Below are 25,986 nucleotides of genomic sequence, written 5' to 3' on the forward strand. Positions count from 1 at the left end.
CATCAACTCATCTTGTTCGTTGTGATTCCTTTATCTCATGCAGGAGCCCTCCAATCCGTACGGTGCTGAACGGCCGCTTCCACTTTTTATGAAGCCAAGGAGGCTCACCGCCCGCCCCCTAGGAAAGCGAGTGGCTGGAGCGGAAACAACGGTTTTTTATTAAAGCCAACCTGTAAATAGTATCAATTTTCAGCAAAGTTATTCCATTCATACTATTTTTACTTTAGAATAGAATGGTAAAGGCTTACAAAATTGTTTTCTAAGAAATAACAGGGTCTGGTCCCGGATAGTATCGATTCGATGTTATGGCTGCCAGGCCCTTTCTTTTCATAACAGTTTTGAGCGAGCGTTCAGTCGAAAAGTTGAAAGCGGTATCAATTGTGGGAAAATTATAGATTTTACAGAAAAGGAGAGAGTGAAATGGGGAAAACAGTCATTCTTGATGGTGCACGCACACCGTTTGGTAAATTTGGAGGAGGCTTAAGTTCATTTACAGCATCGGAGCTTGGCGGACTTGCAGTAAAGGAAGCCCTGAAAAGAGCCGGCGTTGAAGGCAGCGACGTAGAAGAGCTTATCCTTGGATCGGTTTTGCAGGGTGGACAGGGACAAATTCCGTCACGCCAGGCATCACGCCACGCGGGCCTTCCTTGGAATGTAAGAACCGAAACAATCAACAAGGTGTGTGCATCCGGTATGCGAAGTGTCACGATGGCCGACCAGATCATCCGTGCAGGGGATGGGGAAGTCATTGTAGCAGGTGGTATGGAATCGATGTCAAATGCTCCGTACATCCTGCCGAAAGCACGCTGGGGAATGCGCATGGGCGACTCTCATGTAAAAGACCTGATGGTTCACGACGGACTCACTTGCAGCTTTAACAATGTCCACATGGGCACATACGGAAACAGCACTGCGAGCGAATTTGAAATTTCCCGTGAAGATCAGGACCGCTGGTCAGAACGCAGCCATAAGTTGGCGGTGAAAGCAACGGAAGAAGGCATTCTTTCAGAAGAAATCACAGCTGTTCAGGTACAGCAGCGTAAAGGCGATCCGATTACGGTGGACCGTGATGAAGCACCTAGAAAAGACACATCCATAGAAAAACTATCAAAACTGTCCCCAGTTTTTGGTTCAGATGGATCGATTACAGCAGGAAACGCACCGGGAGTGAATGACGGAGCAGCTGCTATGGTCTTGATGAGCGAAGAACGCGCCTCTAAAGAAGGGAAAGAACCTTTAGCTTACATCCTTGGCCATACGGCGATTGCACTGGAAGCTGAGAACTTCCCGCAAACTCCAGGATTAGTCATCAATGAACTTTTGAAAAAAACAGGCAAAACATTAGAAGAAATCGATTTATTTGAAATAAATGAAGCGTTCGCGGCAGTCGCATTGACGAGCGGGAAAATTGCGAATCTGGATGAAAGCAAAGTCAACGTGAACGGCGGAGCAGTGGCAATCGGCCACCCGATCGGCGCCAGCGGAGCAAGAATCATCCTTACACTGGCTTACGAGCTGAAACGACGCGGAGGCGGAATCGGAATTGCCTCCATTTGTTCAGGCGGCGGCCAGGGAGATGCGATTATGATTGAGGTGCCTAAGAAGTAAGAGGTTTTAGCTGGCGGGGGAGAAGCTCTTCTGGGAAGGCGGCGGTGAGAAAGGTGTCGGAGTTTGTCGGTTCGCCGATAAATGTCCACTTTCCGCCGATAAACCGGTGATTATCGCCGATAAATGCTTCGAAACCGCCGATAAACCGGCCAAAACCGTCGTTAAATTGAAAAACGCCGATGAACAAAGAAACCAACAGCATTAAACAAAGGGGAGAAACCATAGATGAGTATCAAAAAAGTAATGGTAGTAGGCGCAGGCCAGATGGGATCCGGAATTGCCCAAGTATGTGCACAGGCAGGATTCAGCGTGAAACTGAACGATTTGAAAGAAGATTTTGTACAGCGCGGCATGGGTGTCATCAATAAAAACCTTTCCCGCTCGGTGGAAAAAGGCAGAATGTCAGAAGAAGACAAAGAAAAGGTTCTTGCCAACCTAACCCAATCTACAGACCTGCAGGATGCCAGCGATGTAGACCTTGTGATTGAAGCAGCAGTTGAAAACATGGATATCAAAACAAAAATCTTTGCCCAGCTGGATGAAATTGCTCCGGCACATGCAATCCTCGCTACGAACACTTCTTCACTTCCGATTACGGAAGTGGCGGCAGCGACGAAACGTCCGGAAAAAGTCATCGGCATGCACTTCATGAACCCGGTACCGGTGATGAAACTCGTTGAGATCATCCGCGGACTGGCGACAGCAGATGAAGTGTACCAGGAAATCGAAGACATGACGAAAACATTGAACAAAGTCGGCGTAGAAGTGGAAGACTTCCCTGGATTCGTATCCAACCGTGTGTTGATGCCGATGATCAACGAAGCGATTTATACACTTTATGAAGGAGTGGCGACGAAGGAAGCGATTGATGAAGTCATGAAGCTTGGCATGAATCACCCAATGGGACCGATTACACTGGCTGACTTCATCGGGCTCGACACTTGCCTGTATATCATGGAAACCCTTCACGAAGGATTCGGAGACGATAAATACCGACCGTGTCCACTGCTTCGCAAGTATGTGAAAGCCGGCTGGTTAGGCAAAAAGACAGGCCGCGGTTTCTATTCTTACGAGTAAGTTGATTTTTATCAAAGCTAAAAAGCTGCCACAGGCAATACAGCCTGGCTGAGAATAACATCAGGGAGGAAAACAGGATGGATCTGCGTTTTACAGAAGAACAGCAAATGATGAGAAAAATGGTCCGCGATTTTGCCCAGACGGAAATCGCACCATTTATTGAAAGAATGGAAGAAGGGGAGTTTCCAAGAGAAATTCTGAAAAAGATGGCTGACCTTGGCCTGATGGGAATCACAATCCCTGAAAAATACGGCGGATCAGAGATGGACTTCACCTCTTATATCAGTGCCATCCATGAATTATCCAAGGTGAGCGCTACAGTGGGTGTGATCCTGTCCGTTCATACATCGGTCGGAACGAACCCGATCCTTTACTTCGGGACAGAAGAACAGAAGCAAAAGTATGTGACAAAGCTTGCGACGGGTGAATATTTGGGGGCATTCTGCCTGACTGAACCTGCTGCAGGTTCTGACGCGGGAAGCCTGAAGTCACGCGCTGTCAAAAAAGACGACCATTATGTGATAAACGGCTCTAAAGTATTCATCACAAACGGCGGCGAGGCAGATGTCTATATCGTCTTTGCTTCCACAGATCCTGAAAAAGGCGGACGCGGGGTTTCAGCCTTTATTGTGGAAAAAGATACACCGGGGCTTGTCATCGGAAAAGATGAGCACAAAATGGGGCTTCATGGCTCAAGAACAGTGCAGCTTACATTTGAAGATATGAAAGTTCCTGCTGAGAATCTTTTAGGAGAAGAAGGCCAAGGATTCAAAATCGCAATGGCTAACCTTGATGTCGGCCGTATCGGAATCGCTGCCCAGGCACTTGGAATTGCAGAAGCTGCTTTTGAATATTCAACTGATTATGCGAAAGAGCGTGTTCAATTCGGCAAACCAATTGCGGCACAGCAAGGAATCGGCTTCAAGCTCGCTGACATGGCAACAAGCGTGGAAGGAGCGAAACTATTAGTCTACCGCGCTGCCAACATGAGAAGCGAAGGCTTGAATTGCGGGAAAGAGGCGTCCATCGCCAAGTTGTTCGCATCGAAAGCAGCAGTCGATGTCACTACAGAAGCCATCCAGGTATACGGGGGTTACGGTTATACAAAAGAATATCCGGTAGAAAGATTATTCCGAGATGCGAAAGTGACCGAGATCTACGAAGGCACAAGCGAAATCCAAAGAATGGTTATCAGCAAGAACCTATTGAAATAAACGGCATGCTTTAATGCTCTAAAGCGCTAAGAGGGACTGTCCCTTATCGCGCTTTAAAGTGTTAAAGCGCCGACAACCTATTAAACAGACAAACGGGGGAAGAGAAATGAATTTCAAACTATCAGAAGAACATGAAATGATCCGCAAAATGGTCCGCGATTTCGCGAAGAACGAAGTAGAACCGACAGCAGCAGAGCGCGATGAGGAAGAGCGCTTTGACCGCGAGTTGTTCGATAAGATGGCTGAGCTTGGGTTGACAGGTATTCCTTGGCCGGAAGAGTACGGCGGAATCGGCAGTGATTACCTTGCATACTGTATCGCAGTTGAAGAATTATCACGCGTATGTGCTTCAACGGGCGTTACTCTATCGGCACACACATCTTTGGCGGGATGGCCGATCTATAAGTTCGGTAACGAAGAACAAAAGCAGAAATACCTTAAGCCGATGGCGCAAGGCGAGAAAATCGGCGGATATGGTTTGACTGAGCCGGCTTCAGGTTCAGATGCAGGCGGAATGAAAACGACTGCCAAGCTTGACGGCGACGACTATATTTTAAACGGATCAAAAATCTTCATTACGAATGGCGGTATCGCTGACATCTATGTTGTATTCGCTTTAACAGATCCTTCCCAAAAACAGAGAGGAACATCTGCATTCATCGTTGAGAGCGGATTTGAAGGCTTCTCAGTCGGCAAGAAGGAAAAGAAACTGGGTATCCGTTCATCACCGACTACGGAGATCGTTTTTGACAACTGCCGTGTGCCAAAAGAGAACATGCTTGGCCAAGAAGGAGAAGGCTTCAAGATTGCAATGATGACATTGGATGGAGGCCGTAACGGAATCGCTGCCCAGGCAGTTGGAATTGCACAAGGTGCCCTTGATGCTTCGATTGCTTATGCAAAAGACCGCGAGCAGTTCGGAAAACCGATTGCAGCCAACCAGGGTATCTCCTTCAAGCTGGCTGACATGGCGACAAGCATCGAAGCATCACGCTTATTGACTTATCAGGCAGCTTGGCTGGAGTCTGAAGGTCTTCCATACGGTAAAGAGTCTGCGATGTCGAAGCTGATGGCTGGTGACACGGCAATGAAAGTAACCACAGAAGCTGTACAGATTTTCGGCGGCTACGGATATACAAAAGACTATCCGGTAGAGCGTTACATGCGTGATGCGAAAATCACACAGATTTACGAAGGAACACAGGAAATCCAGCGACTGGTCATTTCCCGTATGGTGACGAAGTAATAATTGGATTTTTAAGGAGAAGGGGGAAAGTGGACCTTAGTTGAGACTTCTTTCTTAAAACAGGGTTTTATTCTAAGGAGGGCAGTTGATCTTAACGGTCCATGTGTTGATTGGAGCGGAAGGTGTGCGACCTCCTGCGGGATTAGCGGGACAGCTTGAGACCCCGCAGGCAAAGCCGAGGAGGCTCAACGCCCGCCCCGCGGAGTCGCACACCTGGAGCGGAAATCCCCCCTCAAAAGAACAAAGGGGATAATTTGATTTATTGGGAGAAAACAGGTGGTCAACAAAGGCGGTCGGTTAATGTGAATAAAAAGAGAGAAGTTCATGCTTCAGTAAAAGATGAACGGCTGGTAGAAAAGCGGCGCGATGAAATGATCCGCGGAGCTGTCTCTCTCTTCAAACAGAAGGGGTTTCACCGCACGACGACTAGAGAGATTGCCAAGGCGGCCGGTTTCAGCATCGGGACGCTGTATGAATATATCAGGGCTAAGGAAGATGTCCTTTACCTGGTTTGTGACAGTATTTATGAACAGGTTCGGACAGAGCTTCAGGGAATGGATACAAACAAGGGGACACTTCAAAGCCTGAAGCTCGGGATCGACCATTATTTCAGGGTGATGGACAACATGCAGGATGAAGTTCTTGTCATGTACCAGGAAGCGAAGTCGCTTTCAAAGGACGCACTTCCATACGTTCTGCAAAAAGAGCTTGAGATGGTCGGCATGTTCGAGACGTTAATCAAGAATTGCTGTGAAAATGGCGAGTTGAAGCTCGATGAAAGCAGAATCCACCTGCTTGCCCAAAACCTTTTTGTCCAGGGGCAGATGTGGGGATTCCGCCGCTGGGCACTGCGAAAGAAATATACACTCGAAGAATACATCGAGCTGCAGACAGAGCTGTTGTTTGCCGGTATCAACGGATTTTTAGAATAGTTAGCGAACAGGGGGAGAACGATGAGTACTGTTGAAATTTATAAACCAAAGCATCATGTTCGTTTTGTAACGGCTTCAAGCTTGTTCGACGGCCATGACGCTTCTATTAATATCATGCGAAGAATCATCCAGGCGAGCGGAGCGGAGGTGATCCATCTTGGACACAATCGTGCCGTAGAAGAGGTCGTCAATGCGGCTATCCAGGAGGATGTGCAGGGAATTGCCATCTCATCTTATCAGGGAGGGCATGTCGAGTACTTTAAGTATATGTACGACCTTCTGAAGGAAAGAGGGGCTTCACATATCCGCATTTACGGCGGAGGCGGCGGAGTCATTATTCCTCGGGAAATCAAAGAACTCCATGAGTACGGCATTGCCCGTATTTTTTCACCGGAAGATGGCCGGACTCAAGGCCTTCAAGGGATGATCAACAAAATGATCGAAGAGTGCGACTTCCCGACCGTCACATCTTCTGTCGGAGATGAACTGAACAAACTGCAGGCCGGAAATATCAACACTGTTTCCAAGTTGATCTCGCTTGCTGAATATCAAATTAACTCCAATGAAGAAGCGGCAGCAACAGCACAGTCGGTCCTTTCTGAAGTGAAGTCAATGGCAAGCGCTGTGCCGGTCGTTGGGATCACAGGAACAGGCGGGGCAGGAAAAAGTTCATTGACAGATGAGCTGATCAGACGTTTCCTGAATGAAATTCCGGAGAAAAAAGTCGCGATTCTTTCCATTGATCCGACCAAGCAAAAGACAGGCGGTGCGTTACTAGGTGACCGTATCCGCATGAACGCAATCTTCAACAACCGCGTATTCATGAGAAGTTTGGCAACACGAGGATCCAAGACAGAACTTTCATTGGCAATCAAGGATTCTATCAATGTTGTAAAAGCAGCAGGATACGACCTTGTCATAGTCGAGACATCCGGTATCGGGCAAGGGGATGCGGAAATCGCTGAAATCTGTGATCTGTCCATGTATGTCATGACAAGCGAGTTCGGTGCTCCGTCACAGCTTGAAAAGATCGATATGATCGATTTTGCCGACCTGATTGTTATCAACAAGTTTGAGCGCAAAGGGTCGGAGGATGCGAGACGCCAGGTGCAGAAACAGTATCAACGCAGCCATCTGCTGTTTGATAAAAATCTGGATGAAATGCCGGTATATGGTACGATTGCAAGCCAGTTCAATGATCCGGGCACGAATGCTTTGTTCGCGGCACTGGTTGAAAAAATCAATCATAAGTTGGAGCTTGGCTGGACAACGCCATTCTCTAAAGATGTTGATGTTGAAAAACAAAATGTCATCATTCCGAATGACCGCCGTTACTACTTAAGAGAAATCTCTGAAACAGTGAGAAATTATCATAGAAAAGCAGAAGAGCAAGTAGGCCTTGCGCGCAAACTGTTCCAACTGAACGGGGCAATTGATGCTGTGAAGGAACAGGAAGCGAATGAGGAAGTCGTGGCTTCTCTGGAAAGTTTGAAGAAAAATGTTGAAGAAAAACTGACTCCTGAATCAAAGAAAATCCTTGATGGATGGGAAGAATTCAAGGAGAAATATGGTGCAGAGCAGTATGTGACAAAAATCAGGGATAAAGAAATCATCACCGAGCTGAAAACGAAGAGCCTGTCCGGAATCCATATTCCGAAAGTCGCTCTTCCGAAATATAAAGATTTCGGTGAAATCCTTGGCTGGGTATACAAAGAAAATGTACCGGGTGCCTTCCCTTATACGGCAGGCGTGTTCCCGTTCAAACGAAAAGGCGAAGATCCTAAGCGCCAGTTTGCCGGAGAAGGAACGCCGGAAAGAACGAACCGCCGCTTCCATTACCTGTCTAAAGACGATGATGCGAAGCGCTTGAGTACGGCATTTGATTCTGTAACTCTTTATGGAGAAGACCCGGATCACCGACCTGATATTTACGGAAAAGTCGGGGAGAGCGGTGTCAGCATCTGTACATTGGATGATATGAAAAAGCTTTACGCAGGGTTTGACCTTTGCGCTCCCTCAACTTCCGTATCTATGACGATTAACGGACCTGCGCCTATCATCTTGGCCATGTTCATGAACACCGCGATTGACCAGCAAGTGAAAAAGAAAGAGGAAGAGCTTGGCAGAACGCTCAGCCTTGAAGAATTCACCGAGGTGAAAGAAGCGACATTGAATGTTGTGCGCGGAACTGTTCAGGCGGATATTTTAAAAGAAGACCAAGGGCAGAATACTTGTATCTTCTCAACTGAATTTGCGTTACGAATGATGGGTGATATCCAGCAGTACTTCATCGACCACAAAGTACGCAATTACTACTCTGTATCGATTTCCGGCTACCATATCGCAGAAGCGGGAGCGAACCCGATTTCCCAGCTTGCATTCACGCTTGCAAATGGCTTCACGTATGTTGAGTACTACTTGAGCAGAGGCATGGATATCAACGACTTCGCACCGAATCTATCATTCTTCTTCTCAAACGGACTTGATCCTGAGTATACCGTAATCGGAAGGGTTGCCCGCCGGATCTGGGCGACAGTCATGAGAGATAAGTATGGCGCGAACGAGCGAAGCCAAAAGCTGAAGTACCACATCCAGACATCCGGACGCTCCCTGCATGCACAGGAAATCGACTTTAACGATATCCGTACAACACTTCAGGCATTGATGGCTCTGCAGGATAACTGTAACTCCCTTCATACCAATGCGTATGACGAAGCGATTACGACACCGACAGAAGAGTCTGTCCGCCGGGCAATGGCGATCCAGATGATCATTACAAAAGAACATGGTCTTTCGAAAAATGAAAATCCGCTGCAAGGGTCCTTTATCGCAGAAGAATTAACGGATCTTGTAGAAGAAGCGGTTCTGACAGAATTCGAACGTATCAATGACCGCGGCGGTGTATTAGGCGCCATGGAAACTCAGTACCAGCGCGGAAAAATCCAGGAAGAATCCATGTACTATGAAATGAAGAAACATAGTGGTGAGCTTCCAATCGTAGGGGTGAACACGTACTTGAATCCTAACCCTCCATCCGAAGAACAGATGGACAGCATGGAACTTGCACGTGCAACGAAAGAAGAGAAAGAAACGCAAATCAGCAACCTGCGCAACTTCCAGGAGCGCAGCAAGGACAGCACAGAAGAAGCATTGAAATCATTAAAAGAAGCGGCTGTAGGCGGCGGCAACATCTTCGCCGAACTAATGGAAACCGTCAAAGTTGCAAGCCTGGGCCAAATCACAAGAGCACTATATGAAGTAGGCGGGCAATACAGAAGAAACATGTAAGCCCACATCAACTGATCCAAAGGCCAATGCCTTTGGATCAGTTATTTTAGCCTTTACCGCTTTAAAGCGACGAAAGGGACAGTCCCTCTTCGTGCTTTAAAGCGGTAAAGACTTATGACCTGTTTTTTAACACAGATTTAATATTACAATCGCTCATTTTCTACTATAATAGGAGAAGAGTAATGTTTTCGGTTGCACAGGACATATGGCAGGGAGTGACGTTGTGAAATATATTTTTAAGTACGGCCTGTTTATAACAGGGTGCGTAATTTCTATATATCTTTATCAAAATCTGCTGGGTTCAATCCCTCTCTTGCTGTTGTCTGTTTACTTTTTTTATGAAGCAATCACGGAGTTCTCCAGTAACTCAGTGAGAGAGAGGCACGCCAAGTTAGAAGGAAAAGGGGAATTGCCCTGAATCAGCTTGAAAGGAACAGCTGAACAAGGCAATTCTCTTTTATTTTACCCTCAGCAATCCCCAGGCGATTTTTTCTACATGAACTTGGAAAAAAATAAAAGAAAAACTGCATAAATCTAGCATAAACCCATCTATATTGTTTATAATGAATAATATGGTTTTTAGGCAAATTCGTGAATTATGCCCTTTAGTCACTCTTTATTTAATAGAGTGTGAAATAGAGAAAGGAAGTGCGTCAGATGAGTTTAAAGCAATTATCGACGGAAGAATTGCGTCAAAAGTCCTTCATTGAACTAGCACATGAACTGCTTTCAGAGAAAAAACAGGCAGTAGCGTTTAACGACTTATTAAAAGAAATCGGCAAATTGCAAGGATTATCAGAGGAGGAAATCCGCTCCCGTATGGTGCAGTTTTACACAGACCTGAATGTTGACGGCCGTTTCATCGCATTAGGTGAAAACCGCTGGGGCATCAGAGCATGGTATCCGGTCGACCAGATCGAAGAGGAAACCGTACCGACAATCAAACCTCGCAAGAAAAAAGCCAAGAAAAAAGAAGAAGATCTGGAAGAGGACTTCGATGAAGAGGATCTTGATTTTGACGATCTTGATGACCTGGATGAAGAAGATCTTACAGATGATGATGACGATCTCGATGACGACGATGATCTGGATGCAGATGATGATGAAGAAGAAGTCGATGATGAACTGATTGATGAAGACGAATATGACCTTGGCGACGATGAAGAGGAAGAAGAAGTCGACGAAGAGGACGATTCGGAAGAAGACAAATAATCTGTTCTTGACAACTTATGTCGAGGAAGGTAGTATTTTATTTGGGCTCCTTTTAGAAGGATCAGAACTTAAACTCAACGCTCCCCTTACTACGGTAAGCGGGGGCGTTTTTTGTTTTTTGCACCCCCTTGATGCTGATCCAATAAGCTTTTCCTGCTTTATTTTCAGGAGAACGCCGGCTGTTTTGCCAGCTGGCGCAGGAAGTTTGTTGAATCAGACCTTGGATTAATTTCATCTTATGAGACTAATGTTCAGCCCTGCTGAACATACTTTTTTTAGACACTAACTTGGAGAAGGGGGCACTTTGCATGACAAAGTATATTTTCGTAACAGGCGGTGTAGTTTCCTCATTAGGAAAAGGAATCACTGCTGCATCACTTGGAAGACTATTAAAAAACCGCGGGTTGAAAGTAACAACCCAAAAATTTGATCCTTATATCAACGTGGATCCTGGTACAATGAGCCCGTACCAGCATGGAGAAGTTTTCGTAACAGATGATGGTGCGGAAACAGACCTTGATTTAGGACATTACGAGCGTTTCATCGATATCAACCTGAATAAATACAGCTCTGTGACAACAGGGAAAATCTACTCAACTGTATTGAAAAAAGAACGCCGCGGCGACTATCTGGGCGGAACGGTTCAGGTTATTCCACATATTACAAACGAAATCAAAGAACGGGTTTTCCGTGCGGGCCGCGAAACCAACGCTGACATCGTCATCACGGAAATCGGCGGAACAGTAGGGGACATCGAATCCCTGCCATTCCTTGAAGCCATCCGCCAAATCAAGAACGATGTAGGACGTGACAATGTGATGTACATCCATTGTACACTTGTGCCATACATCAAGGCTGCCGGTGAAATGAAAACAAAACCGACGCAGCACAGTGTTAAAGAACTGAGAAGCCTCGGTATCCAGCCAAATGTAATCGTTGTGCGTACGGAAATGCCGATGACTCAGGATATGAAAGATAAAATTGCGTTGTTCTGTGACATCGATCAACGTGCGGTAATTGAAGCGATGGATGCGGATACATTATATGCTGTGCCGATTGCCCTTCAGGATCAGAAACTTGATCAGCTTACGTGCGAGCACTTGAAGCTTGATTGCGGTGAAGCAGACATGACAGAGTGGAATGAACTGCTCCACAGAGTGCGCAACCTGAGCAAGAAAACGAAAATTGCACTTGTCGGGAAATATGTAGAACTTCAAGATGCGTATATTTCAGTAGTGGAAGCCTTGAAACATGCAGGCTACAACTTTGATGCTGATGTTGAAGTGAAATGGCTGAACTCTGAGTTAATCAACAGTGAAAACGTGGATGAGTTGATGAGTGATGTTGACGGAATCCTCGTACCTGGAGGCTTCGGTGACCGAGGTGTCGAAGGAAAGATCACTGTCACAAAATATGCACGTGAAAACAAAGTGCCTTTCCTGGGCATCTGCCTTGGCATGCAGCTGGCTTCCGTCGAGTATGCCCGCAACGTGCTGGGTTACGAAACAGCCCACTCAGCTGAGCTAAATGCCGAAACACCATACCCGATCATCGACTTGCTTCCAGAGCAAAAAGATATCGAGGACATGGGCGGAACACTTCGCTTAGGCCTTTACCCTTGCAAACTGATCCCGGGAACAAAAGCATATGACGCTTATGCAGGTGAGGTTGTGTACGAACGCCACCGCCACCGTTATGAGTTCAACAATCACTTCAGGGACCAAATGGAAGAAGCGGGCTTCATCTTCTCCGGTACGAGTCCTGACGGCCGATTGGTTGAAATCATCGAGCTTGCGGATCACCCTTGGTTTGTGGCTTCACAATTCCATCCGGAGTTCACATCCCGCCCAACGCGTCCGCAGCCGCTATTCCGCGATTTCATCAATGCGGCATTGGAGAATGCGAAGTAATAATATTTAAATATGGAAAAGAGCCGGAACCTATTCAGATTCCGGCTCTTTTATTTGGTTGAATGGTGAGCTTTAGGGGATAACTACTCAATACTCCTCCAGCATCTCTTCCATCGAAAACCTGATCAGATAGTAGATATAAAGGGCTGCTATACTGGAAGGAAAGCCAACACGCTCTCCCATTTCTCCAGGAAGCATGCCTTTAATGAGCTTAGTGTCGATATGGATGTCAGCCAAGTCCACCAAACCATCATCCTCTGGGTTGGCAACCCCCGAAATGGCTGTAAAAGCAATACCTCTTTCTACAAGCTCACCAGCGAGACTAACGGCCTCTTCATCTGACGAAAAACGGGAAACAAGCAGCACGCGGTCCGCTTCAGTCAAATCTTCCACTGAATCAAGTGCCTTCGCACCTTCCAGCTTCTCATGCCCGTAAAGTGCCTCTAGCGTGACACTTTCCATTTCAGCAAACCCTTTTATGTAAATATGTCCTTCCCCGACAGAAGCCTGGGCAAGAAGGCGGGCTCCATCTTCAATCGAAAATTCCTCTTTATCGGCAATCCGGTTGAAAAGTCCCGAAAGCTGTGTCGTGAACATTTTAATCATTTATTATTTCTCCTTTCTCATAAGAAAGCCTTATCGGCAAAAAAACGATGAGCCAAATGGATACGTGATAAATTATAAATTTGCCAGGGCTGAATGTAAAATTATCCGAAAAAGAAGGAGTTTGGCAGTCCTGCGTTGAAGTATACTCTTGAATTAATATATCATGATACATAATTACTATATAACGTTTTATCCTGTAATAAAAAAGAGATTCAGCAAAAAAACGAACAAAACAGCACCGCATATGCGGTAGCTTTTACCACGTTTTACGTGTGAATAAGAGGGGAAGAGGTGGACTAATGAAAGAAAAAATTCTTATAGTTGATGATCAATTTGGTATCCGGATTTTATTGAATGAAGTATTGCAAAAGGAAGGGTACAACACGTTTCAAGCGGCCAACGGAATCCAGGCCTTGGATATCGTGGATAAGCACTCCCCTGATCTGGTATTGCTCGATATGAAGATACCGGGAATGGACGGTATTGAAATTTTAAAGAGAATGAAACAAAAGGATGCAGATATCCGCGTCATCATCATGACGGCATACGGAGAACTGGATATGATCCAGGAAGCCAAGGATTTGGGAGCATTGACTCATTTCGCCAAACCGTTTGATATTGATGACATTCGGAACGCAGTCAAACAATATGCGACAATGTAACCCTTTCCAAATAATTGAAAATACACAATAGTACTTCTTTTTATAAAAAAGGGGCGGTCTGTTGGTAAAATGTTATCCTTTTTGGTATTATACAGATGAAATTGCAAACACTGAGAAACGGGTAACCAGTTTACATACTGACTCAATAAAAGGAGGAAAAACTTCATGCCTTTAGTTTCAATGAAAGAAATGCTGATCAATGCAAAAAATAACAGTTATGCTGTCGGGCAATTCAATTTAAATAACCTTGAGTTCACTCAAGCAATCCTGCAAGCTGCAGAAGAAGAGAAATCACCGGTAATCCTTGGTGTTTCCGAAGGTGCAGCACGCTATATGGGCGGATTCAAAACAGTTGTGAAAATGGTTGAAGGTCTTTTGGAAGACTACAACATCACAGTTCCTGTCGCTATCCACCTTGACCACGGTTCAAGCTATGATAAATGTAAAGAAGCAATCGATGCAGGTTTCACATCTGTTATGATTGATGCATCCCACGGTCCTTTTGAGGAAAACATCGAAATCACTTCTAAAGTGGTTGAGTATGCACACTCTAAAGGTGTTTCTGTTGAAGCAGAACTTGGCGTTGTCGGCGGTCAAGAGGATGATGTCGTTGCGGACGGCGTTATCTATGCTGACCCTAAAGAGTGCCAGGAGCTTGTTGAGCGTACTGGCATCGATACATTGGCGCCTGCCCTTGGTTCTGTTCACGGACCATACAAAGGCGAGCCGAACCTTGGATTCAAGGAAATGGAAGAAATCGGTGCAGCTACTGGAGTGCCTCTGGTACTTCACGGCGGTACAGGAATTCCGACAAAGGACATCCAAAGAGCGGTATCTTACGGTACGGCAAAAATCAACGTAAACACTGAAAACCAAATCGCATCTGCGAAAAAAGTGCGCGAAGTACTTGCAGAAGATCCAAATATGTACGATCCACGTAAATATCTTGGACCTGCCCGCGAAGCCATCAAGCAGACGGTTATCGGCAAAATGCGTGAATTCGGTTCTTCAAACCAGGCATAAGCCAAATATAAATAGAATTCAATACAACCCTTATAGAAACCGCCTTAAGTGTATAAGGCGGTTTCCGTTCATTTAAACTGTTTTGAAAATTTAGTCGAAGGAAGTGGAATTGTAATGAAGTTTTTTATTGATACAGCCAATATGGATGAAATTCGTGAAGCGTTTGAGTGGGGAATCATTTCAGGAGTAACGACGAATCCTTCTCTAGTTGCAAAAGAAGAAGGAGTATCCTTCCATGACCGCCTGAAAGAAATTGCGGACCTTGTCCCAGGTTCTGTTTCTGGTGAAGTCATTGCACTCGATGCTGAAGGCATGATCAAGGAAGGCAGGGAACTTGCAGCTATCGCTCCGAATATCACGGTAAAAGTTCCAATGACACCTGAAGGGCTTAAAGCCGTTTCTGTCTTCTCAAAAGAGGGAATCAAAACAAATGTAACGCTTGTATTCAGTGCGAACCAGGCCTTGCTTGCGGCAAGAGCGGGAGCAACTTATGTATCGCCGTTCCTTGGAAGGCTGGATGATATCGGCCATGACGGAATGGAACTGATCGAGAAAATCGCTGAAATCTTTGCTATTCACGGGATCGAAACAGAAATCATCGCCGCTTCCATCAGACACCCGCAGCACATCACGGATGCAGCACTAAGAGGCGCGCATATTGCGACAACTCCATACAAAGTGTTGGGTCAATTGTTTAAACACCCGCTGACAGACAAAGGAATCCAAGCATTCCTTGATGACTGGAGTGCTAGAAAAGAAAAATAATCTAAGTGCCGGTGTTCTTATTCCAAATACAGATTTGGATAGGAATGCAATTCTTTAGATGTGTAAATCTATGCTTAGAAAAAAGTAAGGTTTCTTTTTAAAAGGCTCTTTTCGAATAGATGATGCCTTTGAACGCTATTTTACCCTCTCCCCTTTTACATAGGGGGATTGGAGCGGAAGCCGTGCGACCTCCTGCGGGACTAGCGGGACAGGTGAGACCAAGGTTACGTACCCACTGGAACGTAACCCCGCAGGCGAAGCCGAGGAGGCTCAACGCCCGCCCCGCGGAGTCGTACGGCTGGAGCGGAAATCCATAACTCTTCAACAGCTGAATCTTTCCGAAAAGAGCTTAATAAAACACATTAGTTTTTTCTGCAACACAGTATTAGTGTTGGATGAAAAACAACATATCGACAAGATTTATAGTAAAAATGATATAAATTTTAAAAAAATCTAATCACCTATACATGTTTTGGCGAATTATGTATAAACTAGTAGACAATACTTCTTAGAATTATTTTTATTGGTAAAAATACCCACAAAAATATCCGGAGGCAAAAAGCATCATTTGGGATGCTTCGGCTGAAAGGAACAACATGAATAAATCGTTGCTAAGTTTATGGAAAATTCATCATGGAAATATGGAAGGGAGTCTAAAATGGAAAAGCTAAAAATTGCAGGCGGTTATCCACTGAAAGGGACCATAAAGGTAAGTGGAGCGAAAAACAGCGCTGTAGCCCTCATTCCGGCAACCATTCTTGCCGACTCTCCAGTAACAATTGAAGGATTGCCTGATATCTCAGATGTCCAGACACTTCAGGCATTGCTTGAAGAAATCGGCGGACATGTTTCGTTTGAAGACGGTGAGATGAGAGTGGATCCGTCACAAATGATTTCGATGCCGCTGCCAAGCGGCAGAGTGAAAAAGCTGAGAGCGTCCTATTATTTAATGGGTGCCATGCTCGGCCGTTTCAAAAAAGCGGCGATCGGCCTGCCGGGCGGCTGCCATCTTGGCCCGCGTCCAATCGACCAGCACATTAAAGGATTTGAGGCATTAGGTGCCGAAGTGACCAATGAACAGGGTGCTATTTACCTGAGAGCGGACGAGCTTCGCGGTGCCCGTATCTATCTTGATGTTGTCAGCGTTGGTGCCACGATTAATATCATGCTGGCGGCTGTAAGGGCAAAAGGTCAGACAATTATAGAAAATGCTGCGAAAGAACCGGAAATCATTGATGTAGCAACACTTTTAACAAATATGGGTGCAAGAATCAAAGGTGCCGGTACGGATGTCATCCGTATCGATGGAGTCGAGAACTTAAGCGGCTGCCGCCATACAATTATCCCGGACCGTATCGAAGCAGGTACCTTCATGATTTTAGGTGCTGCGGCAGGTGAAGGTGTATTAATTGATAACGTCATCCCTCTTCACATGGAATCTTTGATTGCGAAGCTCCGTGAAATGGGTGTTCCAATTGAAACGAGTGATGAGCAGATTTTTATCGGAAAAGCCGAGAATCTGAATTCCGTGGATATTAAAACGCTTGTGTACCCAGGGTTCCCGACTGACTTGCAGCAGCCATTCACATCATTATTGACGAGGGCAAAAGGTTCTGCAGTCGTGACGGATACGATCTATTCGGCACGCTTCAAGCATATCGATGAACTTCGCAGAATGAATGCCAACATAAAGGTTGAAGGCCGTTCGGCAATCATCAACGGACCTGTGCAGCTTCAAGGCGCCAAAGTCAAAGCGAGTGACCTGAGAGCAGGTGCAGCGCTCGTGGTTGCGGGACTGATGGCTGAAGGTGTTACAGAAGTAACGGGACTTGAGCATATCGACCGCGGATATAGCAGCCTGGTTGAGAAGCTTGAAGGTCTGGGTGCGACAATCTGGCGTGAAAAGATGACGCCGGAAGAGTTAGAACAATTGAAAAGCTCCTGATAAACATGCTTTTTTAAAATAATCCTGTCTCTATTCACTTAATGTGTTACAATATATTTATTATTATGTTATACAATTCGCAAATAAAAATATAATTGTGACACAGGAGGCAGAAATCATGGAAAGAAGTTTATCAATGGAACTTGTACGAGTGACGGAAGGAGCAGCTCTTGCTTCAGCCCGTTGGATGGGAAGAGGAAAAAAAGACGAAGCTGATGGAGCAGCAACATCTGCAATGAGAGATGTGTTTGACACTGTACCAATGAAGGGAACAGTTGTCATTGGGGAAGGGGAAATGGATGAGGCCCCAATGCTTTATATCGGTGAAAAATTAGGGACAGGCTATGGCCCGCGTGTTGACGTAGCGGTTGATCCCCTTGAAGGCACAAACATCGTTGCATCAGGCGGCTGGAATGCTCTTGCTGTTCTGGCGGTCGCTGATCACGGCAACCTGTTGAATGCTCCAGATATGTACATGGACAAGATTGCGGTTGGCCCTGAAGCTGTCGGGCAGGTCGACATCAATGCATCCGTTCTGGATAACCTGAAAGCAGTCGCACGCGCGAAAAATAAAGATATTGAAGATGTAGTGGCAACGGTCCTTAACCGTGAGCGCCATGCCCATATTATTGCCCAGCTGAGAGAAGCGGGAGCACGAATCAAGCTGATCAATGACGGAGATGTTGCCGGTGCGATGAATACGGCATTCGATCATACGGGTGTTGACATTCTCTTTGGTTCTGGCGGAGCACCTGAAGGAGTTCTTGCCGCAGTAGCACTGAAATGCCTTGGCGGAGAAATCCAAGGGAAGCTTCTGCCGCAAAACGATGCCGAAGCGGAACGTTGTGTAAGCATGGGCCTTGATTGCAGCAAGATTTTGCGAATGGAAGACCTGGTAACCGGCGATGATGCTATCTTTGCAGCAACAGGTGTTACAGACGGAGAACTTTTACGAGGCGTCCAGTTAAAAGGGACTCACGGTTTGACACACTCTGTTGTCATGAGAGCCAAGTCCGGTACCGTCCGCTTCATCGACGGCCGCCACAGCTTGCAAAAGAAACCTAACCTGGTAATCAGATAATCATAAAGACAAAAGGTCAGCTTTGACGGCTCTGAACCGTTAAAGCTGGCATTTCCTATATAAAGAGAAAGATGCGGGTATTCCTCTGCCCGGCATGACTTTTCCTTCCCTTCTTATTCCTAGTTGATTTACCATGAAAAATGTGGTTAGATAGTAGTTGTTTTATTTTCAAATATATATAAATACTTCACAAGAAATTGCTTCTTTATTTCTTCATTTCAATTTTCCAGCAATTTTTTCCTATCATAACGTTCTCCATATGGTAGATTTCAAATAATTAAAGAGTGGTGTCATTATGGAATTAACGATCAAAAGCCTAGAAAACATGAAATTAAAAGAACTTTATGAATTAGCGAGAGAATATAAAGTATCTTATTATAGCAAGCTTACAAAAAAAGAGTTGATCTTCGCGATCCTCAAAGTGAGAGCTGAGAAAGAAGGATATTTCTTCATGGAAGGCGTATTGGAAATCATCCAGTCAGAGGGATTCGGATTCCTGCGCCCGATCAATTATTCGCCAAGTGCGGAAGATATCTATATTTCTGCGTCACAGATCCGCCGCTTTGACCTTAGAAACGGAGATAAAGTGTCCGGGAAAGTCCGTCCTCCTAAGGAGAATGAGCGTTATTTCGGGTTGCTGCATGTAGAGATGGTTAATGGAGAGGAGCCGGAAGCTTCAAAAGAGCGTGTCCACTTCCCTGCATTGACTCCTTTGTATCCAGATCGTCAAATCAAGCTGGAAACAACGCCTAACAAAATCTCCACACGAATCATGGATCTTATTTCTCCTGTTGGATTCGGACAGCGCGGATTGATCGTTGCCCCTCCAAAAGCAGGGAAGACGATGCTTTTAAAAGAAATCGCCAATTCAATCACGACCAACAATCCGGAAGCCGAATTGATTATTCTTCTGATCGATGAGCGTCCTGAGGAAGTAACCGATATTGAGCGCTCGGTTGAAGCGGAAGTTGTCAGTTCAACCTTTGATGAAGTGCCGGAAAACCATATTAAAGTGGCAGAGCTTGTATTGGAGCGCGCGATGCGTCTTGTAGAACATAAGCGTGATGTCATTATCTTAATGGATAGTATTACTCGTTTGGCCCGTGCTTATAACCTGGTGATCCCGCCGAGCGGCCGTACTTTATCAGGCGGTATCGATCCGGCTGCGTTCCACCGTCCGAAGCGTTTCTTCGGTGCCGCGCGTAATATTGAAGAAGGCGGCAGCTTGACTGTACTTGCAACGGCGCTTGTCGATACTGGATCTCGAATGGATGATGTCATTTATGAGGAATTCAAAGGGACAGGAAACATGGAACTTCATCTGGACCGCGCACTTGCAGAAAGAAGGATCTTCCCTGCGATTGATATCCGCCGTTCCGGAACGAGAAAAGAAGAACTTCTTATTCCTTCTGAAAACCTTGAGAAGCTGTGGGCGATCCGAAAAGCAATGTCCGATGCACCGGATTTTGCCGAAAAATTCCTGCGCAAGCTGAAGAAAACCAAAACAAACGAAGAATTCTTCGATATCCTGCATGAAGAATCAAAAGGCAGGCGCTCCTAGCGCTTGCCTCCTTTAAAGCGCTAAAAGGGACTGTCCCTCTTCGTGCGTTAAAGCGTTAAAGGGGACTGTCCCTTTTGCTGCTTTAAAGTGGTAAAGTGAAATCTTTTCCAGCATAAAACCAGGTTGCATTATTTGGGTGGACTTGTTATAATATTGTCAGTGTGTTTTTAAAGTGGATGCGGTAAGGGGCTGGTCAAACGGCTTATGCTCATATCGCATATTTTGGAATATGTAATATATAACTCTGTCTCAGATGATTCAGGGCGGAAGGAGATGAAAAAAATGAAACAAGGAATTCATCCAGCTTACAACAAAGTGATGGTTACATGTGCTTGCGGTAACGAATTCGAAACAGGTTCTGTTGAGAAGGAAGTTAAAGTAGAGGTATGTTCTGAGTGCCATCCTTTCTACACTGGTCGTCAAAAATTCGCTGATGCCGGCGGACGTGTTGATCGTTTCAACAAAAAATACGGCCTTAAAAACCAACAACAGTAATTTTAGAAAACCTATGGCCGGGTCCTGTGTCCCTTTAAGCCTTTGTGCGTAAAGAGGACCGGGATCCGCTGGTTTCTAATTTTTAAAGAAAACAGGCAAGGATAATTATGCTTGCCTGTTTTTTATTTCTCTTTTATGAGAAAATAATAAAGAAATGCACCTATAGAGGCAGTGGATACACTGTGCCTCTTTTTTTCTGAACTTATTCTGTTAAAGCATTCTTTCAAGGGGCTCCCAAGCTGTTTTTGAACTTATTTTTTTATCCTACAAGGCGGGCACTTGAATACATATGGATGCATGTCGATAGATGGAATGCGATTGAAACAAAAGTGCCAGACGAGGAAGGAGAGGGCTAATTTCATGTATCTCATGAAACAGACCGGTTGGTTGGAAGTAATCTGCGGAAGCATGTTCTCTGGAAAATCTGAAGAGTTGATCCGTCGCGTCAGAAGAGCGCAATTTGCCAAGCAGGAGATCAGGGTTTTTAAACCGAAATTAGATAACCGTTATAGTGAGGAAGCAGTCGTTTCACATAATGGAACTTCTGTCATTGCCAAGCCTGTGGAATCATCGGCAGATATTCTTGGAGAAGTGTCTGTGAGCGTTGATATCGTTGCGATTGATGAAGTCCAATTTTTTGACGAAGGCATTGTCGAAGTCGTTCAAAAGCTTGCCGACAGCGGACATCGAGTAGTTACGGCAGGTCTTGACCAGGATTTCCGCGGAGAACCATTCGGTCCGATGCCCCGCTTGATGGCTGGTGCCGAGCAGGTGACGAAGCTTCAGGCTGTTTGTTCTGTTTGCGGATCTCCTGCAAGCCGCACGCAGCGTTTGATCAACGGAGAACCTGCAGGCTATGATGATCCGATTATCCTGGTGGGTGCGTCCGAAGCGTATGAACCGCGATGCCGCCACCACCATCAAGTTCCAAAAGGAATCAGCGTCAGCCAGGAAGCTGTCGTTAAAAAAATATAGATATCTTTTATGCCAGGAGTGAGCGGACTCCTGGTTTTTTTTATGGGGAAAAACGCCAGTATAAGTGCGGAATAACCTTCTGTTCCTGGGACAACCTATGGTCAGGAGGTGTTTTTTAAAATGAAGAAATTCTCAATTGTTCTTTTGCTGTCAATCTTGCTGACCGCGTGTGGAACTCAGAATGATAATATGTATGTCCAAGATGAAGACCAGGACGGCAGAACCTTCGTCAATAATGACTTGAACGATGTTGATACAAACCAAAACGTCGATACACCGATGGAAACGAACCAGAATCCAAACTTTATCGACTTATCTGAAACACAGCCGAATAAAGGCACGGATGTCAACAAAGCCCGCGAAGTTATTGAAGTATACACGGATTATGAAGCAGATGAGGTCTGGATCAATGGCGAGCAGATGTGGGTGACAGCCCATACAGATGAACAGCTGTCACAGGACAAGCGGGAAAAGGAAGAGGCGGATCTTCGTAAACGCCTTACAAGAGCGATCCCTCGTTATAAAATCAATGTGAAAATTACAGAGCGGTAAGAGGGCAGCCCCTTTTACCGTTTGCTTCCTTATAAGGCGAGGTAGCTTTTTCCTGGAAAAATTCATAACGTCACCAGCGGTAGAAGAGGGATCTCTCTTTTACCGTTTCTTGTGTTTAAAAGCTGCATATAATATAATTAGACTGTTATGGATTAAAATTGAGGTGAATAGCTGTGTTCGATCGTTTACAAGCAGTTGAAGATCGTTATGAAAAGCTGAATGAGCTTTTGAGCGACCCGGAAATTGTGAATGACCCAAAGAAGCTAAGAGAATATTCAAAAGAACAATCTAACATCCAGGAAACTGTTGAAGCATATCGTGAATATAAGGAAGTTACGGCTCAGTTCAAAGATGCGAAATCGATGCTGGAAGAAAAACTTGACGCAGACATGCGCGAGATGGTGAAAGAGGAAGTATCTGAACTGGAAGACAGAATCGAAACCCTTGAAGAAAGGATGCGGATTCTGTTAATCCCGAAAGACCCGAATGATGATAAGAACGTTATCATGGAGGTCCGCGGGGCTGCGGGTGGAGACGAAGCTGCCCTGTTCGCCGGCGACCTTTACCGCATGTACAGCCGTTTTGCTGAGGCGCAAGGCTGGAAAACGGAAGTCATGGAAGCCACTTCGACAGGTGTCGGCGGTTATAAAGAGATCATCTTTATGCTGACTGGAAACGGAGCATACTCCAAAATGAAGTATGAAAACGGTGCCCACCGTGTTCAGCGTGTACCGGAAACAGAATCCGGCGGACGTATCCATACGTCAACAGCAACAGTTGCCTGCTTACCGGAAGCTGAAGAAGTCGAGATCGATATCCATGAAAAAGATATCCGTGTCGATACATTCGCATCCAGCGGACCGGGTGGACAAAGCGTTAACACGACGATGTCAGCTGTCCGTTTGACGCATATGCCGACAGGAGTCGTGGTTTCATGTCAGGATGAAAAATCCCAGATCAAGAACAAAGAAAAAGCGATGAAGGTTCTTCGTGCCCGTGTCTACGACAAGTTCCAGAGAGAAGTACAGGCAGAATACGATGCGAACCGTAAGTCGGCTGTAGGTACCGGTGACCGTTCCGAGCGTATCCGTACGTACAATTTCCCGCAAAACCGAGTGACGGACCACCGTATCGGTTTGACGATCCAAAAGCTCGACCAGATTTTAGAAGGTAAAATGGATGAAGTCATTGATGCCCTTATCCTTGAAGACCAATCTAAACTGCTTGAGAGAATGGAAGAATAATGAGCAGATGTACAACTGTGTTCGAAGCCCTCAAATGGGCTTCTTCTTTTTTAAAAGAAAATAAGCGGGATGAAAATGCGGGAGAACTTCTGCTGACACATTTGCTGGAGATGGACCGGTCACAGCTGCTGGCGAATCAGCGGATGGAAATCGGTGAGAAAGTAAGGATGGAGTTTGTCCGGGGAATCACGGATCATGTCCATGGAACACCGATTCAGCATATTATCGGATATGAGGAGTTTTACGGCCGAAGGTTCCGGGTCAACGAGAATGTGCTGATTCCGCGGCCGGAAACAGAAGAGCTCGTTTATTATATGCTGGAAAAAATGAAGAGGCATTTTGCCGGAGTTGAAGAGGGCTTGCAGCTTGCCGATATTGGGACAGGCAGCGGTGCGATAGCGGCTACACTGAAGCTTGAGCGTCCGGAGTTGTCTGTCTTGGCAGTAGATATATCCTCTTCAGCGCTGGAAGTTGCGAGCAGGAATGCAGAGGAGCTTGGCGCGCGGGTGGAATTTTTGGAAGGTGACCTGCTGCAGCCGTTGATTGATGGCGGCGTAAAACTGGATGTATTGGTTTCAAATCCGCCTTATATTCCATTGACGGATCTGCCGGAGATGTCAGTTGTCGTAAAAGACCATGAGCCACACTCGGCACTTTTTGGCGGAGAAGACGGGCTGGACTTTTACCACCGTTTCATGGAAGAACTGCCGGAAGTCATGAAGGAGAAATTCCTGATCGGGTTTGAAATCGGTGTCGGCCAGGGAGAAGCCGTGGCAGCCATGCTGCGAAGAGCCTTCCCATCCGCTGCTGCCGAAGTCATCCACGACATCAACGGCAAAGACCGGATGGTGTTCTGTACTTCAGGATGAATTTTTGCTTTAGTACACTAACGCATTATAGGGGACTGTCCCTCTTCGCGGATTAACGCATTAACGCGTCACCGTGCTAAGAGGGACAGTCCCTCTTGTTGCGTTAACGCAGGGAAGCAAAGTTATGATTCTAGTATTTATGTATTTCTGAAACTTTCTCGATTTTGCTAGTTTAAGAATCGCCATTTCTGTCCACACTGTTTTACTGAAGGGACGGTGGAGGAAATGAAATCAACTAAATTAGCATGGATGTACATTATTACTCTTTGTGTTGGAACGATACTGAGTTTATATATACCGAAACAGGAATCGATCTCGGCGGAACAACAGGTGCAGGTGATCCCGAATGAGGCGATCCGGTTAAGGATTCTGGCAGACAGCGACAGGGAAGAAGACCAGGCAGTCAAACGCATGATCCGTGACCGGGTCAATGAGGAAATCACAGCTTGGGTGGAAAGCCTGACTTCACTTGATGACGCTCGCTCTACCATCAAAGCCGGCCTTCCGGAACTGCAAGGTATTGCTGAAGAAGTCATGAAGGAACAAGGTTTGGATCAAACTGTGAATGTAGAGTTCGGCAAAGTGGATTTTCCTACTAAGCTATACGGACAGTTTTTATATCCTGCCGGCGAGTATGAAGCGATTCTGATTACTCTCGGCAGTGGAAAAGGCGCAAACTGGTGGTGTGTCCTGTATCCGCCGCTATGTTTCCTTGATTTTTCAAATGGAACAGCCGTACAGAGTCCCGGGTTTGAAACAAAAGCTGAAGCAAGTGAGCTGGAGACAGAGGCTGGGGGCCAAGTGGCAGAAGAGCCAGTTGAAGTTCAGCCCTCTGAAAAAACGAAAATAAGCGAACCCGGTGGACAAGTTGTGGATAAGCAGGAAACTAAAATGACAGCTACCGAAGAACAGCTTTTTGTAAAAGAAGAAGAAAGTGAAGTAGAGGTACGCTTCTTCGTAGTAGAATTCCTGAAAGGACTAGTAAAATAATGGCCAGCCTGTAAAAGAGATTCTTTCGAAAAAGAATCTCTTTTTTGTTCTATTTACTCTCTCACTACATATCTATTAAACATAGAGAAAATTGAAAGAGGTGCAGGAAATGTTGAAAACAATTAGAAGAGCTGTGGAAAATGATAAGGCGGCAATTCAAGCCTTCCTTGAAAAGGCGGGCTTAAGTGCGGCCGGAGTGGGAGAGTCCATCAGCAACTTTTTGATAGTGGAAGATGAAGAAGGCTCGATCAACGGTACGCTCGGCTTGGAAATCCATGAGAGAACGGGGTTGCTTCGCTCGCTTGTTGTAAAGCCGACGATGGATGGAGAGGATTTATTTGCGCTTTTCCAAGAGATTTTGCAGCTCGGAAAAGAAAAAGAGTTATCCACTCTCTACCTCGTATCCAACAAGCAGGCATCTGTGCAGTTTTTCCACCTGCTCGGCTTCAAACAAGTGGATAAGTCATCATATCCTGAAAAATTAAACCAATTCACGCACGCACAACAACTATCCACAGTGGATAACTGCACAATCATGACCTTTGAATTTTAATTAATTTAGCAAAGTAACGCGTTAAAGCGGTGAGAGGGACAGTCCCTTTCACCGCTTTAGTGTGTTAAAGTTATTTTCTAAGATGTTAACATAGTTATTCACAATTATTTGAAAGTTATACACATTTTGTGGATAAGAGTTGTATAACTTTTTCAATTCTTATATACTTGCAAAAGTA

At 45.6% G+C, this 25,986-nt stretch carries 23 protein-coding genes; 21 read left to right on the top strand and 2 right to left on the bottom strand.

All coding sequences use genetic code 11. The annotated features are described in order from the left end of the window. Positions 1-420: 420 nt before the first annotated feature. A complete protein-coding gene (locus M1E09_RS00845; protein WP_456273022.1) occupies positions 421-1,608 on the top strand; it encodes an acetyl-CoA C-acetyltransferase in 1,188 nt (395 codons plus the stop codon). Here the strand turns inward: M1E09_RS00845 and M1E09_RS00850 are convergent. Further along, complete coding sequence (locus M1E09_RS00850; RefSeq protein WP_456273023.1) at positions 1,598-1,795, bottom strand: hypothetical protein; 198 nt, start codon at positions 1,793-1,795, stop codon at positions 1,598-1,600. The genes M1E09_RS00845 and M1E09_RS00850 overlap by 11 nt on opposite strands. 38 nt (positions 1,796-1,833) lie before the next feature. On the opposite strand from M1E09_RS00850, the gene M1E09_RS00855 reads away from it, so the two are divergent. The 7 genes from M1E09_RS00855 (at position 1,834) to M1E09_RS00885 (ending at position 12,487) form a co-directional block, all read left to right on the top strand. After that, on the top strand, positions 1,834-2,685 hold the full coding sequence (locus M1E09_RS00855; protein ID WP_456273024.1) for a 3-hydroxybutyryl-CoA dehydrogenase: 852 nt from the start codon (positions 1,834-1,836) through the stop codon (positions 2,683-2,685). Positions 2,686-2,762: 77 nt separating this feature from the next. Further along, positions 2,763-3,899 carry an acyl-CoA dehydrogenase gene (locus tag M1E09_RS00860; protein ID WP_456273025.1) on the top strand — a complete coding sequence of 379 codons (1,137 nt, stop codon included), beginning with the start codon at positions 2,763-2,765 and terminating at the stop codon, positions 3,897-3,899. A gap of 106 nt (positions 3,900-4,005) precedes the next feature. Then, positions 4,006-5,145 (top strand): acyl-CoA dehydrogenase, encoded by a 1,140-nt coding sequence (locus M1E09_RS00865; RefSeq protein ID WP_456273026.1) that lies wholly within the window; start codon positions 4,006-4,008, stop codon positions 5,143-5,145. Positions 5,146-5,447: 302 nt separating this feature from the next. Continuing rightward, positions 5,448-6,077, top strand: coding sequence for a TetR/AcrR family transcriptional regulator (locus M1E09_RS00870; protein WP_456273027.1), 630 nt, complete (start codon positions 5,448-5,450; stop codon positions 6,075-6,077). Positions 6,078-6,098: 21 nt separating this feature from the next. After that, positions 6,099-9,365, top strand: coding sequence for a fused isobutyryl-CoA mutase/GTPase IcmF (gene icmF, locus M1E09_RS00875; protein ID WP_456273028.1), 3,267 nt, complete (start codon positions 6,099-6,101; stop codon positions 9,363-9,365). A gap of 657 nt (positions 9,366-10,022) precedes the next feature. Continuing rightward, positions 10,023-10,577, top strand: a complete 555-nt coding sequence (gene rpoE, locus M1E09_RS00880; RefSeq protein WP_456273029.1) for a DNA-directed RNA polymerase subunit delta — start codon at positions 10,023-10,025, stop codon at positions 10,575-10,577. Positions 10,578-10,885: 308 nt separating this feature from the next. Continuing rightward, complete coding sequence (locus M1E09_RS00885; RefSeq protein WP_456273030.1) at positions 10,886-12,487, top strand: CTP synthase; 1,602 nt, start codon at positions 10,886-10,888, stop codon at positions 12,485-12,487. An 87-nt stretch (positions 12,488-12,574) separates the two neighbouring features. On the opposite strand, the gene M1E09_RS00890 is transcribed toward M1E09_RS00885, so the two are convergent. Further along, positions 12,575-13,093 carry a DUF2529 domain-containing protein gene (locus tag M1E09_RS00890; RefSeq protein ID WP_456273031.1) on the bottom strand — a complete coding sequence of 173 codons (519 nt, stop codon included), beginning with the start codon at positions 13,091-13,093 and terminating at the stop codon, positions 12,575-12,577. 299 nt (positions 13,094-13,392) lie between these two features. On the opposite strand from M1E09_RS00890, the gene M1E09_RS00895 reads away from it, so the two are divergent. The 13 genes from M1E09_RS00895 (at position 13,393) to M1E09_RS00955 (ending at position 25,808) form a co-directional block, all read left to right on the top strand. Beyond that, positions 13,393-13,755, top strand: a complete 363-nt coding sequence (locus M1E09_RS00895) for a response regulator (RefSeq protein WP_456273032.1) — start codon at positions 13,393-13,395, stop codon at positions 13,753-13,755. A 165-nt stretch (positions 13,756-13,920) separates the two neighbouring features. After that, positions 13,921-14,778: a class II fructose-bisphosphate aldolase gene (locus M1E09_RS00900; protein WP_456273033.1), complete on the top strand. Its 858-nt coding sequence runs from the start codon at positions 13,921-13,923 to the stop codon at positions 14,776-14,778. A gap of 114 nt (positions 14,779-14,892) precedes the next feature. Beyond that, positions 14,893-15,543 carry a fructose-6-phosphate aldolase gene (gene fsa / locus M1E09_RS00905; RefSeq protein WP_456273034.1) on the top strand — a complete coding sequence of 217 codons (651 nt, stop codon included), beginning with the start codon at positions 14,893-14,895 and terminating at the stop codon, positions 15,541-15,543. A 658-nt stretch (positions 15,544-16,201) separates the two neighbouring features. Next, complete coding sequence (locus M1E09_RS00910) at positions 16,202-17,488, top strand: UDP-N-acetylglucosamine 1-carboxyvinyltransferase (RefSeq protein ID WP_456273035.1); 1,287 nt, start codon at positions 16,202-16,204, stop codon at positions 17,486-17,488. Between the two features lie 118 nt (positions 17,489-17,606). Continuing rightward, complete coding sequence (gene glpX, locus M1E09_RS00915) at positions 17,607-18,569, top strand: class II fructose-bisphosphatase (RefSeq protein ID WP_456273036.1); 963 nt, start codon at positions 17,607-17,609, stop codon at positions 18,567-18,569. 295 nt (positions 18,570-18,864) lie between these two features. Further along, positions 18,865-20,130, top strand: coding sequence for a transcription termination factor Rho (gene rho / locus M1E09_RS00920; RefSeq protein ID WP_456273037.1), 1,266 nt, complete (start codon positions 18,865-18,867; stop codon positions 20,128-20,130). 282 nt (positions 20,131-20,412) lie between these two features. Beyond that, complete coding sequence (gene rpmE / locus M1E09_RS00925) at positions 20,413-20,625, top strand: 50S ribosomal protein L31 (protein WP_456273038.1); 213 nt, start codon at positions 20,413-20,415, stop codon at positions 20,623-20,625. A gap of 360 nt (positions 20,626-20,985) precedes the next feature. Continuing rightward, positions 20,986-21,600: a thymidine kinase gene (locus M1E09_RS00930; RefSeq protein ID WP_456273039.1), complete on the top strand. Its 615-nt coding sequence runs from the start codon at positions 20,986-20,988 to the stop codon at positions 21,598-21,600. 120 nt (positions 21,601-21,720) lie between these two features. Beyond that, entirely contained in the window at positions 21,721-22,152 is a 432-nt protein-coding gene (locus tag M1E09_RS00935; protein WP_456273040.1) for a hypothetical protein, read from the top strand. 173 nt (positions 22,153-22,325) lie between these two features. Then, positions 22,326-23,396 (top strand): peptide chain release factor 1, encoded by a 1,071-nt coding sequence (gene prfA, locus M1E09_RS00940; RefSeq protein ID WP_456273041.1) that lies wholly within the window; start codon positions 22,326-22,328, stop codon positions 23,394-23,396. Beyond that, on the top strand, positions 23,396-24,265 hold the full coding sequence (prmC, locus tag M1E09_RS00945; RefSeq protein WP_456273042.1) for a peptide chain release factor N(5)-glutamine methyltransferase: 870 nt from the start codon (positions 23,396-23,398) through the stop codon (positions 24,263-24,265). Before prfA ends, prmC begins: the two co-directional genes overlap by 1 nt. 225 nt (positions 24,266-24,490) lie before the next feature. Beyond that, entirely contained in the window at positions 24,491-25,255 is a 765-nt protein-coding gene (spoIIR, locus tag M1E09_RS00950) for a stage II sporulation protein R (RefSeq protein ID WP_456273043.1), read from the top strand. 109 nt (positions 25,256-25,364) lie between these two features. Beyond that, the gene (locus tag M1E09_RS00955; RefSeq protein WP_456273044.1) at positions 25,365-25,808 is read left to right on the top strand and encodes a GNAT family N-acetyltransferase; all 444 of its coding nucleotides are present in this window, start codon (positions 25,365-25,367) and stop codon (positions 25,806-25,808) included. Positions 25,809-25,986: the final 178 nt, after the last annotated feature.

Source organism: Bacillus sp. AK031 (assembly GCF_053903065.1).